This window comes from Cytobacillus sp. FSL H8-0458 (assembly GCF_038002165.1).
Taxonomy (GTDB): domain Bacteria; phylum Bacillota; class Bacilli; order Bacillales; family Cytobacillaceae; genus Cytobacillus.
Genome location: NZ_JBBOBR010000001.1, coordinates 1302567 through 1316092, shown reverse-complemented (window position 1 = coordinate 1316092; position 13526 = coordinate 1302567). Strand labels below are relative to the sequence as shown.

Here is a 13526-nt window from a genome sequence, read left to right as displayed (position 1 = left end):
GCCGGGATCAGGCCCTTACTCTTAGGAATAACCCATAATTAAAAACACCCTGCAAAAGGGTGTTTTTAATGTTTATTGTTTAAGGGTCCCCGAAAAAATAGAAATCCAACCTGCAAATTTATTTAAATAGCCAGGGTCAGGCCCTTTCATTCAATCTATGAATAATAATCGTAGCTATAGAATGCTCCGGAATAACAAGCATCATACTTTTCTCCCCAAGAGATAGAGACACTTCTTCTTTACTTTCATTCTCATTCATCAATACCGCCACCGTTTCACCATTGATATTCTCAAAGGCGGTGACCAATAGGCGGTTATTCGTTGCCTGGCTGCCAATTCGCCTGGCTCCAGGCTTAATGAACTTGCTGAAATGCCCAATATAATAGTAGGAGCTGTTATAGTGAACCTCATCCTTCTTAGTATCCACAATCACTGGCGCATCGCAATAGTTCCCTACATGATTCGGTCCGCCTTCTTCATTCAGCACCAGATTCCAGTCAATCCACGCTTCAAGATGATTGTTCAAGTCGCCAATGATATTTCGGCCATACCGTTCTCCGGTGTGCCATTCACCTGGCTGAGGGCCGCCTTCGATGCACCCTTCTGTGAAAATTAAGTGTTTGTCAGGGAATGCATCGTGAACCTTGGAAAGATTCTCAAATTCCTCAGACACATACCAATGGACTCCCGTTCCCCACACATATTTAGCAGCTTCTGGATCGGACAGGACGGCTTTGGCTCTGTCGAAAATGACATCGCGGTTATGATCCCAGATGATAACCTTCACATCAGCATGGCCATGTTTCTCAAGGGATGGACCAAGATAATTTTTGATGAAATCCCGTTCTTCCTCACCTGTGTACAGGCAGGAGTCCCATACCTGCCTGGCTTCAGGTTCATTCTGAATGGTAATTCCCCAGATGGGCACCCCTTCCTCTTCCATCGCCGCTATGTACTTCGAATAATAATCAGCCCAGACCGGTGCAAACTCGGGCAAAAGCTTCCCGCCATTGTTCATTTCACCGTTTGTTTTCATCCATGGAGGCGGACTCCAGGGAGACGCCACGATGAATAGCTGCTCTCCGGCTGCTTTCATGGCATCATGGATAAGGGGCAGGACAAATTCCTTTTCACGGTCGATGGAGAAGCTCTTTAATGAGGTATCCCCCTCCTCGACATAGGTGTAGTTTCCTAATGAAAAGTCGCAGCTGTTAATATGTGTCCGCCCCAGCCGGTAGCTAAGTCCCTCCTCTGGATCGAAGTAACGCCTGATGATCTCTTCCCTTTTTTCCGGGCTGATTTGTGAAAGGCTCCAGGCTGCCGCTTCGGTGAAGGCCCCTCCGAACCCGATTACTTCCTGATATTTACGATTTGGATCGAGTTCAATATGTGTGCTGCAAATCTGACGCTCTTCTGTAAAGGAAACCGGCTCTTTTTTCGCGAGCCGCTCTCCTGTATTTTTGGCAGTGAGGATGACGTCTGCAGTCATGGAACTCATTGCGCGATCTCCTCCTGGAGAGAATGGCTCTTCTTGTGGTCCCGGATAATTGCTGCATATCGGTAGGCACTGTCTTTCCAGATCCGCTCCTGTGTTTCAAAATCCACATAGAGAATGCCGAATCGCTTATCGTAGCCAAAGCTCCATTCGAAATTATCCAACAGGGACCACAGATAGTATCCTTGTATGTTCATCCCTTCCTTATTCAGTTCAGAAACGGCTTCCAAATGTTTTTCAATATATTCTACCCTCTTATGGTCATGCACCCGGCCATTTTCCACTGTATCGTCATAGGCTGCACCGTTCTCGGTGATATAGATTGGAAGGTTCGTATATTCCTGTCTCAGGCGGCGGATCAGATCCTTAAACTCATTCGGTGCAATATCCCAGCCCATACCTGTTTTTTCATAATCAGAATAGGCACCCTTGTGCATGAAGTCATGGGCTGCACTGAACTCGACAATTCCCCGGCTGTAATAGTTGATGCCAAAGAAGTCACACTGGACAGAAATAGCTTCCATATCTCCTTCCTTAATAAAATCATACGAATGTACGTACTTTGAAAATAGATTCATCATATCCTTAGGGTATTCCCCTTTAAAGACCGGATCCAGGAACCATCGATTGGAGTAGCCATCCGCATTGTTCGCTGCAAGTGCGTCATTGACGGAATCTGTCTTTGGATAAACTGGTGAAAGGTTCAAGGTAATCCCGATCTCTGTGCTGGAAGCGAGTTCTTTTTTCAGCATCTCGACTGCTTTTCCGTGTGAAAGCAGCATATGGTGAACCGCTTTGACAGCTTCATCCAGGTTCGTATGGCCGGGTGCATGAACGCCTTGGTGATAGCCAAGGAAGCCTGCACACCACGGCTCATTATGGGTAATCCAGGAATCGACCAGGGAATCTAGTTCCGTGAAGCAGGCCTTCGCATAGTCAAGGAACCATTTCACCGAGTCGCGATTGACCCAGCCGCCTTCTTCATGAGCCCAAAGAGGCAAGTCCCAGTGGTATAGTGTCACAGCAGGCTTAATTCCCTCTTCGCGAAGTCTTTCTGCCAGCTTTTTGTAAAAATTCATGCCCTCCTGGTTGTACTTTCCCTTCTCAGGAAAGATTCTCGGCCATGCAATCGAAAAGCGGTACGTATCCACGCCCAGGCGCTTAATATGCTGGATATCTGCCTCGTAACGATGGTAGTGATCACAGGCTGTATCTCCGTTATGCTGTTTGTAGACTTTTCCGGGAATATCACAGAACATATCCCATATGGATGGTGTCCTTCCCCCTTCTGCATGTGCTCCTTCGATCTGGTAGGAGGATGTTGCGGTTCCGAACGTAAAGTTTTTATCAAAATGCATAATCTCTTCTCCCCTTTATTCTTTAATTGAACCTGCTGAAATGCTGTTGACAATATATTTTGACAAAAACAGAAAGGCGATCATGATCGGTACGACAGATATAGCAATTCCGAGGTACATGGACCCGAGATTCTGGGCCACCTGAGATCCTTTCAGGAATCCCATCAGAACTGGCAATGTATATTTTTCCGGTGAGAACAGGATCACGAGCGGCATGATGTAGTTATTCCAGGATCCGATGAACGTAAAGATCGACATCGTGGCAACTGCAGGCATCATGATCGGAATCGCTACCGTATGGAAAATCTTGAACTCGCTTGCCCCATCAATCCGGGCTGCTTCAATCAGACTCGGATGGAGTGTCGTCTGGACGTATTGCCTCAGGAAGAACACGACGAACGGACTGGCAATGGCCGGTACGATCAGCGGAATATAAGAATCCAGGATGCCAAGATTCTTACTCAATTCATAAAAACCGATCAGCCCCAGCTGTCCAGGCACCATCATCATGACCAGCATGAAGACAAACAGAAAATTTTTCCCCTTGAATGTGTAAAAAGCAAACCCATACGCCGTCAATGCCGAGAAATATCCCGACAGGATGGTGACCAGTACAGAAATGATCAGACTGTTCTTGAAGCCTGCCCAAATATTGACGTATTCCATCATGGTCCGGTAGTTCTCTAATAGCGCCGTTCCGGGAATCAGCGTAAACCCTGCAAGGATGGCTTCATTGGATCGCGTCGCATTGACGAGCATCTTCAGGAATGGGATGAAACAGACTACCGCCAGTAAGGAAAGCAGAATATATATAATGCTTTTAGAGATCCTGCTTTTGGTTTTCCGTTTATTTTCGCTGGGAAGGACTACTGGCTGCTGCTTCGTCAATTCACTCAGCTGCACTTCTTTTTCTGCTGCTGTTTTTCCTAACATTTTCTACACCTGCCTTGGCTTGCGTTCATTTCTGTACATACCTTTAAACACCATTGCCGAGAAAATCAGGGTAATAATGAACAACCCGTATGCAACGGCAGAGGCATACCCATAATTGTTATACTTAAAGGCTTGATTGTATAAATAAAGCACCATCGTATTCAGTGATCCATCCGGCGAACCGATTCCGTCTGTCAGAAGCATTGGCAGGTCGAATAATTGAAGCCCCCCAATCAGGGACGTGATCATGATATACAATAAGATCGGCTTCAGTAATGGAATGGTAATCTTTGTAAATGTCTGCCAGCGGTTCGCTCCGTCGATCAATGCGGCTTCATAGTAATCTTTTGAAATCCCGGAAACTCCCGCCATGACGACGATGAAAGAGTGCCCGAACCACATCCACGTCAGAATCAGCGAGACTGACAGCTGTGCCGTGGCCGGTTCGTTCAGCCAATTTATCGGTTCTGATATAAGACCAATTTTTAATAGAATCATATTTAATGAGCCATGCTGCCAATCCAGCAGAATGCCGAACAGCAAAGCGACTGAGCTGATGGTGATCAAATTTGGCAAATAGAAAATCGACCGGAAGAAGGCTAAACCCCTCATCTTGATTCTCATATCAGAAAAGATCAATGCCAGAACAAGAGCCAACCCAATCTGAAGAGCAAAGTTGATTCCCCAGATCTTCCATGTGTTGAAGAAAGCTTCGACAAAGTAGCTGTCCGTCAGCAAGCGCTTATAATTGGCAAGGCCGACGACTTCTGCCGGGCCGCTCCCTGAATAGTTCGTAAAGCTGTAATAGAATGTCAGTGCCACGGGATAAATACTGAAAATCAGGAATATGATCCAAAACGGAGCAATGAACAGATAGCCGAAGCGATTCACATTTTTCATTTCCCCGAGCCCCCTTCGTCATCTAGGATTCACAAGCGGCCAGGTAAGCAGGCCGCCTGCATTAGTGAAAGCAGATTTATTTTTTCGGCACCTTTAAGTCAGGATAAGCGTTTTGTGCCTTTTGATAGAATTCCTTGATTGCATCCTTCTTCGACTTCTTGCCGTCTACATATTGCTGAACCGCATTTCCATAGAACGTATCAAGCTGCTGATCGTATTTTGTGACGATGCCAGGCTCAATTTCCTTCGCTTGTTCAAGGAAAAATTGATAGTTGTTTTGTCCGCCTAAGAATTCACTGCTGAAATCATCTTTGATTTTATTTGTAACCGGCTGATAAGCAAGGACATCCCCAGTTTCTTTTGCCCACTCTGTCAGGAACTCATCATCCTGCGTCATCATTTTCACAAAGTCATACGCAAGCTCTTTGTTTTCAGACTTGTGGTAGACACCTAACCATGTTCCGCCCCAGAAATATGGACTTGGTCCATTGGTAACGGCCCAGTCACCTGCGGACTCTTTCACGTTTGTCTTCAATACACTGTGAAGTCCCCATGTCGGAAGAACATAAGAGAACACTTCTGTTTCTTTTTCCTTCCCGTTTTCTTTCACCTTGATCGGTTTATCCATCGCTTCGAACCAGGATGGAGACCATTCAGCAGCAAGGGCTGTATAGCTGTTCTCACGAAGCTTTTTTGCATAATCCATAAACTCGATCTTCTCGTCTGTTAAATTCAGTTCACCATCTTCGCTCACCCATGGCTGCGGATTCTGGCCGTGTGAGAACCAGCGGATGGATCCTTCATCCGGGAACATGCTGTAGCCTTTCTCTTTCATCTTCTCAGCCACCTGGAACACATCATCCATGGATCCCATCATCTTGCCGACCACAGCCGGATCATCCGTGCCAAGCACTTCCTTTGCAATACTTCTTTTGTAGAAAATCCCGCCTGGTGTTGTCTGCCATGACAGGGCTCTCACATTTCCATCCTGGTCCTTCCCTAAGTCAAATACGTAAGGAACATATTTATCTTTAATCTCTTCCACATTGTATGGATCTCCCGATAAATTCTCCCAGTAGCCTGCATCCACCCACTGTTTAAGGAAAGCAATTTCCCCTGTGAACACATCAGGCGCTCCGACACCGCTTTCAAGAACAGGTTTAAGCTTCGTCGGATAATCCGCGATTGGAACGATGGTCAGCTCCACCGTCACCCCATTCTTTTCTTCAAATTTCTTAATGGGTTCTTTCAATTCATCCGTAAAAGACCAAATCTTTAAATCAACATCTTTGTCCTTTTTTTCGCTTCCAGCTGATTCCGAATTTCCAGAGCAGCCTGCAAGCACCCCTGCGAGCAAAATAAATGACATCAAAATTCCTAAGAACTTCTTCATGTTTCTCCCCCTTTATTATTGTTGATTTATTTTGTCGAAACCGGTTTCGAAAACAGCTGTTAAAAAATTCCGAAACCGGTTTCGAAATACCCTAAAAAATATATGAGTCATACATTTTTTTCTTTTTTTATAGAAGTGCATGATTCCCTAATGATCAGTTCGACCGGGATCACTTCCTTTGTCAGCAGCTTCTTCTTTTGATCCATCTGGCTGACCAATAATTGTCCGGCAGCTTCTCCAATCCGGTCTGTATCCTGCTTAACCGTCGTCAGCTTAGGTGATACGTATGCGGCCATTTCAATATCATCATAGCCTATGATCGAGATGTCTTCAGGAACCCTTAACCCTTTTTCCTTGATGGCTTCCATGGCGCCAATCGCCATATGGTCACCGGATACGAACACCGCTGTCGGCTTTTCTTCCAGTGAAAGAAGCTTGTTCATGGCTTCTCTTCCCTCTTTAATCGAGAAAAATCCGCCATTGACCATGAATTCTTCACGAATCGGCAGGTTCAGCTCTTTCATTGCCTTCTTAAATCCTTTAATTCGCTGGGCGCCTGCATCAATGCCAGGGTCTCCGGAAATATGAGCAATCCTGTCATGGCCCAATGAATGAAAATAGTTCACGGCAAGCCGTCCGCCTTCAATATTATCGGAGTAGACCACACTGCAGTTCTGATCCGTCATATCAATTACCACGATCGGAAGGTGGCTGTTAATCATTTCCTGAACCTGTGGATCATGAGGGTCTGAACAAATGACCACAATCCCATCAACGCCCCGGTACAAGAAATGTTCCAAGTAACTCGTATCCCTCTTGCGTAAGTTCCGGGAAGCAAAGATAAGATCGTACCCTTCCCTCTCCACAAACTTGCGGAAACTTTCAATGATGGCATTAAAGAAAGGATGCTTCATGCCCACTTCATTATCTTCCGCAAACATCACACCAATCGTCCACGATTTTTTTGTGGACAATGACTGAGCATGGGCGTTAGGCAAATACCCCATCTCGGCTGCCGCTTCTAAAATTTTCTTTTTCGTCTTCTCACTCACATCAGAGTAATTATTAAGAGCTTTTGAAACTGTAGTACTGGAAAACCCAGTTTTCTTCGCAAGATCATAGATTGTAACCATCGTTGTCCCCTCTGCATCGAAAGCGCTTTCGTTGATGTTATTATAGCTTAGGTTTTTGGGAGGTGCAATAAGTTTTTAAAATTATTAAACTACTATATTTGCTATTGACTAACTAAGTTTTAAAATGCCAAGGGGCCTGTCCCGTATGACCATAGCCGGGGTCCGGCCCTTACTACAAATTTTCAGCATGATTTTAAATTGAATGGAGATATTTTTCGACAATTGACATATTTAGTTTTTCAGCCAATTTCTCTGGTGATTCCCATAGCTGATACAGGAGATCAAAATCTTGGTCAGTTAGTCTGTAGTTCGTGTTTTGCGGCATTCTAAAGATCATTAAATTCGTAATTTCCGGAAGTTCTTTTAATCCATGACGTAAAAGATACCAGTATTAGGAGCCAGTCGCTTCTCAAAGAATTCTGAGAACCTTATCGTTTTCATCATCTTCGTATGGCTCGGATACAATTTCACAAAAGGCAATAACACCTCCAGTGTTTTTATTGCCACCATCCGATCTCCAAATGAACACTTTATCCCAACTTGTATCTCATCCAAAAATTGCTTTTGCCGTATATTCCAATCTGCGATTTCATTTTTTTCTATATATGATCAGGGCTGCCCACCTATCAATGAATAATAATCGTCGCAATAGAATGCTTCGCAAGAACAAGCATCATACTTTCCCTCCTAAAGGATAAAGAAACTTCTTCTTTGCTGACACTCTCATTCATCAAAACCGCCGCTGTTTCACCATTGATATTCTCAAAGGCGGTGGCCAATATGCGGTTATTTGATGCCTGGCTGCCAATTCGCCAGGCTCCAGGCTTAATGAACTTGCTGAAATGCCCAATATAATAGTAGGAGCTGTTATAGTGAACCTCATCCTTCTTCGTATCCACAATCACTGGCGCATCACAATAGTTCCCTACATGATTCGGCCCGCCTTCTTCATTCAGCACGAGATTCCAGTCAATCCATGCTTCCAGATGATTGTTCAAGTCGCCAATGATGTTTCGGCCATACCGCTCTCCAGTATGCCATTCGCCTGCCTGAGGGCCGCCTTCGATACAATTAAGTGCTTGTCAGGAAAAGCATCGTGCACCCTGGAGAGATTCTCAAATTCCTCAGACACATACCAATGGACTCCCGTTCCCCACACATATTTAGCAGCTTCTGAATCGGACAGGACGGCTTGGGCTCTCTCGAAAATGACATCACGGTATGATCCCAGATGATACTCTTCACATCACCATGGCCATGTTTTTCTATTCTGCACCTGTGTACTGGCAGGAGTCCCAGACCTGACTGGCTTCTGGTTCGTTCTGAATGGTGATTCCCCAGATTTTCACTCCTTCCTCTTCCATCGCGTATAAAGTTTGATCTTTCTCCCTTCAATTTATAGTTTTTATCAGGTATGTATGTTAAGGTGACTCTATAAGATTTTAATATTTTCACATCCCCCCGAAAGCTTATCCACGTATAAAATGATTACTATTTGTATTTCCCTTCACCACGAGTCTTTAATATCTTAGACAATTCCCATTTGTTTTTGATTGATTTTCACAAGTAACTGCATGAGGAAAAATATTTAACGCCACGCCATTACCCCTCGGTTCAGGGATAGAATGATTGTCTAATTTGGAACTTGAGGAGATTTGCAATGAATAATGAAGAGGTACAATATGCTGGTAAGCGGATTTTTGAAAATAGGCATCATTTAGCTAGAAGACTTTGTCTTTATATCCAAGAATATTTAGATGAACATAGTGAAAGTTTTCATGTACCAGAGTCTAAGTGTCTGAGATTCAGATCTGAAATAATGGGACACTTTGGAGAATCTCTGTATATGGACCAGCAATCTGTTTTTTCCAGTGTAAATAAGTGTGCTGCAGAAGCGGCAGAATTATCAATCAAATATAATGTTTCTTTATCACTGTCTTTAAGGCTTATGTCTTTGTTTCGATTAGTCATTTGGGAAATAATTACGGAAGAATTAGAGCAAGAACGGATTAGCTGCCATACCCTGCTTAAAATAATAGAAAGATTCGACCTGCTTCTTGACAATATTTATGGAATAACAGGAGAAGTTCACGAAAAGCATACTGCCAGCCGGTTAAAGACGGTTTATTCAGAATTGGAAGAACTCTCTGTACCTATTGTCCCCATTTCAAAGAATATTGCAGTCCTGCCAGTTATCGGTTCCATTAACGAAGATCGGGCAAGGCTCATTATGAACGCTTCATTACAAGAATCAGTGCGCCTTAAACTTCAAAACCTTATCATCGATTTATCAGGAGTCACACTCATTGATAGTTTTGTTGCCAATTTGCTTTTACAGATTATCAATGCGTTAAAGCTGATTGGGGTTAAAATAAGTGTGACAGGGATACACCCTTCAATCGCCCATACTATCACCAGGTTAGGATTAGACTTTGGCTTAACCAGGATTCACAAAACGCTAGAGCAGGCGTTAGCTGATTTAGGCTTCAAACAGTCTGTATTATCAGAAAAATAACTCTGAATTAAAAACAACTAATCTGTGAAGTATTAAATGGACCAGGCTTTAACACAAATGGTCTCCATATGGTTCTATGTCCTCCAGCCCCTTAAGGTTGTTTTTAAAAAGCTTGTTTTTCACTTGCGCACTTTAAATTGATCCAAACAAAAACTGCACCTCCACTGTAAATGCGTCTACCAAGTGGAGGTGCAGTTTTTTGATTGAATCTGGTTTCATCGAAGCGGAATTTCCTTCACCCCTCTAACAATCATACCTTGCCTCCATTCGAGCTCGTCCTTTCATATTCGGGAATTTTTGAATTAAGCTTTGGATGGCGAATTCTCCCTCAAGCCTTGCGTGTGGTGCACCAAACCTTAGCCGTTCGGGAGCTTAATGAAATGGCTGCAGCCAAAATTGCCATTGGGTTCATGAGAGGTTTTGTGGAAAAGCAGGCCAGATGGGCGGAAAAACAGTCACCTATTTGCCAATTCGGTTTAAATCAGCCTCCTCATTCTTATATAAGATTTAGACTTGGAGTTTCCAGAAACCATTAAATAGTGTCAGGGAACTTTTATTGCTGTATGAACATTTTTCAAACAAACTAAACAAATACATTTTTGCTTAATCAATAATTTGATTTTTTTTGTAGTTTTTATGCACATTTTTTCTCCATTTAGGCTTGTTTCCGTTTCCAAAAACTCTCTTATGAATAATCTAGTAAAGAATTCATGAATTCAAAATTTTAATAGGAGGTAATTATATTGGCAAATGGAAGTGTAAATGGTAATAAGATTATTTCGCCGTTTGAAATTCCCTGTGGAGGATCAGCTCAAGTAATGCTGCAGCTGATTGGGCAGACCGGTATTGCTGGCTCTCCAACCGATATTATGCTGGTCCTTGATCGATCAGGCAGTATGTTAGGTCAGCCATTTGCAGATCTTAAAACAGGAGCTAATACTTTTGTGGACATTCTTGATGAAGCAACCGATGGGACCGTAGACGGTATCATTGCAAATGGAAGCAGGGTTGGCGTCGTAAGCTTTGAAACAAACGCACTTGTGAATCAGCCTTTAACCTCTAATGCCAATCAGGTTAAAACAGCTATAAATTCTTTAGCTATTGGAGGTGCGACTAACCACGAACATGCTTTTCAGCTTGCCCAGCAGCAGCTTTCTGCATCCAATCCTGGCAGTAAAAAGGTGATCATCATGTTCACTGATGGCCAAACTACTGCAGGCGGAAGTGCTGATGATGATGCAGCGGCTGCTAGATTAGCAGGAACTGAAATCTATGTAATTGGTCTTGGTTCTGTTGACGTTACTTCTTTAAATAATTGGGCTACAGATCCAGATAGTGAGCATGTTGTGATTACACCTGATTCCAGTGAACTTGAAAGAATTTTCGAGGAGATTGGCGCAGCTATCTCCGTCCCTGCAGGAACAGATATCCAGCTCGTTGATGTTGTAAACAGTGAATTTTCTGTAAGTAATGTAAACGCTTCTAAAGGTATGGCAACTGCCAGTGGTAACACAATCATTTGGACTATTGATGAATTACAGACAGAGATAGTGAATCTAACTTTTACAGTAACCCATAATGATAAAGAATGTGGCGGGATAAAATTTATTAATGATAACATTTCCTACTTCGATTCTGAAGGCCACACTGTCAGCTTTCCAAATCCTCCAGTGACAGTAAGGGGCTGTGCAGCTAAGCTTGTACTGACTCCGGATTCTGCTTCCAACATTGTAGGGACAAGCCATATGGTAACTGCTGCCGTTACTGATGACTTTGGCATTCCAGTGAGCGGTGTTACAGTCAATTTTGAAGTTACAGGAGGAGCTAGTATAGTAGATGGCGATCCTAGTAATCCAATGCCAGCCAATGGAGTGGGAGTAACAGATTCAACGGGACAAGTAACCTTCTCTTATACAAACAATGAAGCATCTATTGATACCATTAAAGCAACTGTTCCATTGCAGGATAATGTTTGTCACGTGCTAACTCAATCTGTCACTAAACAATGGCAGCCGATTACAGCGATCATTGATATTAAACCTGGAAGCTTCCCTAATAGTTTTGGTGCTAATTCGAGAGGTAAAATACCGGTTGCTTTGCTGGGCAGCTCTGCTTTTGATGTAACCAAAGTAAATGACAGCACTGTTCGGTTTGGAGATGCCCCTTCAGTTATTGGAGATGCAGCACCTGTAAGAGGAATCGGACACCTGGAAAACGTGAATTCTGACGGGTATCAAGACAAGGTTTATCAATTCGAATTCACAGAAACGAACCTGGATCCATCCGATACCCAGGGATGCTTGGGTGGAGAGATTAACGGTCTAGATTTTCTGGGCTGTGATTCTGTAAATATTGTTCCAAATAGTAACCAATAATATATTAATAAATTTGTACTATAGCTGATTTGATTTCAAATCAGCTATTTTTTCTTAACATAAATGTTAATTATGGCATTATGCTGCTCGAATTGGGCTTGTAACCATCGTTGACCCCTCTGTATAGATAGCGCATTCATATATGTTATGTAGCCCAGGTTAACGGGGTTGCATTGAGTGTTTTTTGAAAATTATTAAACTATTTTAACTTATCCCCTGACGTTGAATCAGAGAAATAGCTGCCAAATCCCATCCCATGATAAAATACTAAATATATATTCTAGTAAAGGAATGAATGGCTATTAATCTCCCTGACAAGGTGAAACACATGCCCTTAACTCCAGGCGTATATCTGATGAAGGATTCGCAGGGTCAAATTCTGTATGTGGGGAAGGCGAAGAATCTAAAGAACCGGGTTCAGTCTTATTTCCGGAACTCTACCAACCATTCTCCAAAAATTAATAAGCTGGTCAAGCACTTAAGGGATTTTGACTATATCCTGACAGATACTGAATTCGAGGCTTTTATGCTTGAATGCCAATTAATTAAAAGCATTAAGCCGCTCTATAATCGAATGATGAAGAGTCCGCAGTCATTCATTTACATCGCGATCTGCCTTACCGGCAGGAACCGTAAAATTGATATCGTCTTTAATCCCAATGAGAATGACGGCAAGGTTTATTTTGGCCCTTATACAAGCCGAAGAAATGTGGAAAGAGCTATCCGGGGGTTAAAGGAATGCTTTAAGCTGAATTGCAGCAATTCCAACGGAACGAGCTCTGCCTGCCTGAATTATTCCTTAGGTTTATGCCTTGGACGGTGTCTTGGGGGACCTGCGGAACAGCAGTACAATGACATCCTGGACAGGTTTATGGATTTTCTGAAAGGCACTGATATGAGTATTTTAGAAGACATGAATCAAATGATGCTGAATGCCTCAGAAAACTTTGAGTTTGAAGCGGCGTCCGCCTATCGGGATCATATACAGGCAGTAAGCTCCCTGCTAAAAAAAGAAAAAGTCATCGAATTCACCGAAGAAAATTATAATATCGCCGCTATCGAAAGATTAACAGATACAACGATTAAACTGTTCCTTATTAAAAGGACGGATATTCTGTTCAGCCAGTGTTATGCAGAAGCAAGCAACATTAGCGAAAAAATAAAAACGAACATTTTAGCTTATTTTAAAAATGATGAAGCAATTGCTGCCGGAGAGGTTAGCAGACACGAAATCGATGCTGCTCATATTATTTACCGTTATTTACACAGCGGCAGCTGCTCTTATCTCATCGTTCCGGAAAACTGGCTGGAACCTGAGAATCATTCCTCCCTGGATCTGGCATTGGTGAATTTACTAAACAATACTTCAAGCCCCCTTTATAAAAATGAATAAGGGGGCTGTTTCTACTTACCTTCTATTCGAA

12 protein-coding genes are annotated in these 13526 nt (G+C 43.0%); 4 read left to right on the top strand and 8 right to left on the bottom strand.

The genetic code is table 11. The annotated features are described in order from the left end of the window. Positions 1-136 precede the first annotated feature (136 nt). The 8 genes from NYE23_RS06440 to NYE23_RS25250 form a co-directional block, all read right to left on the bottom strand. The gene (locus tag NYE23_RS06440; RefSeq protein WP_445662585.1) at positions 137-1498 is read right to left on the bottom strand and encodes a glycoside hydrolase family 30 protein; all 1362 of its coding nucleotides are present in this window, start codon (positions 1496-1498) and stop codon (positions 137-139) included. After that, entirely contained in the window at positions 1495-2853 is a 1359-nt protein-coding gene (locus NYE23_RS06435; protein ID WP_341076357.1) for a GH1 family beta-glucosidase, read from the bottom strand. Before NYE23_RS06435 ends, NYE23_RS06440 begins: the two co-directional genes overlap by 4 nt. 15 nt (positions 2854-2868) lie before the next feature. Continuing rightward, entirely contained in the window at positions 2869-3786 is a 918-nt protein-coding gene (locus NYE23_RS06430; protein WP_341076354.1) for a carbohydrate ABC transporter permease, read from the bottom strand. A 3-nt stretch (positions 3787-3789) separates the two neighbouring features. Further along, the gene (locus NYE23_RS06425; protein WP_341076351.1) at positions 3790-4686 is read right to left on the bottom strand and encodes a carbohydrate ABC transporter permease; all 897 of its coding nucleotides are present in this window, start codon (positions 4684-4686) and stop codon (positions 3790-3792) included. Positions 4687-4762: 76 nt separating this feature from the next. After that, positions 4763-6079, bottom strand: a complete 1317-nt coding sequence (locus tag NYE23_RS06420) for an ABC transporter substrate-binding protein (RefSeq protein WP_341076350.1) — start codon at positions 6077-6079, stop codon at positions 4763-4765. Positions 6080-6186: 107 nt separating this feature from the next. Beyond that, a complete protein-coding gene (locus NYE23_RS06415) occupies positions 6187-7212 on the bottom strand; it encodes a LacI family DNA-binding transcriptional regulator (protein WP_341076347.1) in 1026 nt (341 codons plus the stop codon). A gap of 626 nt (positions 7213-7838) precedes the next feature. Continuing rightward, on the bottom strand, positions 7839-8210 hold the full coding sequence (locus NYE23_RS25255; protein ID WP_445662584.1) for a glycoside hydrolase family 30 beta sandwich domain-containing protein: 372 nt from the start codon (positions 8208-8210) through the stop codon (positions 7839-7841). Next, a complete protein-coding gene (locus NYE23_RS25250; protein ID WP_445662583.1) occupies positions 8207-8371 on the bottom strand; it encodes a hypothetical protein in 165 nt (54 codons plus the stop codon). The genes NYE23_RS25255 and NYE23_RS25250 overlap by 4 nt, the downstream gene beginning before the upstream one ends. Before the next feature lie 501 nt (positions 8372-8872). Here NYE23_RS25250 and NYE23_RS06405 point away from each other — a divergent pair. The 4 genes from NYE23_RS06405 to NYE23_RS06390 all read left to right on the top strand — a co-directional run bounded on the left by NYE23_RS06405 (position 8873) and on the right by NYE23_RS06390 (position 13495). Beyond that, entirely contained in the window at positions 8873-9727 is an 855-nt protein-coding gene (locus tag NYE23_RS06405) for an STAS domain-containing protein (RefSeq protein WP_341076345.1), read from the top strand. Between the two features lie 380 nt (positions 9728-10107). Continuing rightward, positions 10108-10263 (top strand): hypothetical protein, encoded by a 156-nt coding sequence (locus NYE23_RS06400; RefSeq protein ID WP_341076343.1) that lies wholly within the window; start codon positions 10108-10110, stop codon positions 10261-10263. Between the two features lie 207 nt (positions 10264-10470). Further along, positions 10471-12102: a VWA domain-containing protein gene (locus NYE23_RS06395; RefSeq protein ID WP_341076342.1), complete on the top strand. Its 1632-nt coding sequence runs from the start codon at positions 10471-10473 to the stop codon at positions 12100-12102. A 355-nt stretch (positions 12103-12457) separates the two neighbouring features. Next, positions 12458-13495: a GIY-YIG nuclease family protein gene (locus NYE23_RS06390; RefSeq protein WP_341076340.1), complete on the top strand. Its 1038-nt coding sequence runs from the start codon at positions 12458-12460 to the stop codon at positions 13493-13495. The last annotated feature ends 31 nt before the right edge of the window (positions 13496-13526 follow it).

Bases quoted from the DNA above. Each gene is read 5' to 3' on its own strand.
- NYE23_RS06435 (WP_341076357.1), bottom strand. From the start codon at position 2,853: ATGCATTTTGATAAAAACTTTACGTTCGGAACCGCAACATCCTCCTAC.
- NYE23_RS06420 (WP_341076350.1), bottom strand. From the start codon at position 6,079: ATGAAGAAGTTCTTAGGAATTTTGATGTCATTTATTTTGCTCGCAGGG.
- NYE23_RS06405 (WP_341076345.1), top strand. From the start codon at position 8,873: ATGAATAATGAAGAGGTACAATATGCTGGTAAGCGGATTTTTGAAAAT.
- NYE23_RS06430 (WP_341076354.1), bottom strand. From the start codon at position 3,786: ATGTTAGGAAAAACAGCAGCAGAAAAAGAAGTGCAGCTGAGTGAATTG.
- NYE23_RS06440 (WP_445662585.1), bottom strand. From the start codon at position 1,498: ATGAGTTCCATGACTGCAGACGTCATCCTCACTGCCAAAAATACAGGA.
- NYE23_RS06425 (WP_341076351.1), bottom strand. From the start codon at position 4,686: ATGAAAAATGTGAATCGCTTCGGCTATCTGTTCATTGCTCCGTTTTGG.
- NYE23_RS06415 (WP_341076347.1), bottom strand. From the start codon at position 7,212: ATGGTTACAATCTATGATCTTGCGAAGAAAACTGGGTTTTCCAGTACT.
- NYE23_RS06390 (WP_341076340.1), top strand. From the start codon at position 12,458: ATGAAGGATTCGCAGGGTCAAATTCTGTATGTGGGGAAGGCGAAGAAT.
- NYE23_RS06400 (WP_341076343.1), top strand. From the start codon at position 10,108: ATGGCTGCAGCCAAAATTGCCATTGGGTTCATGAGAGGTTTTGTGGAA.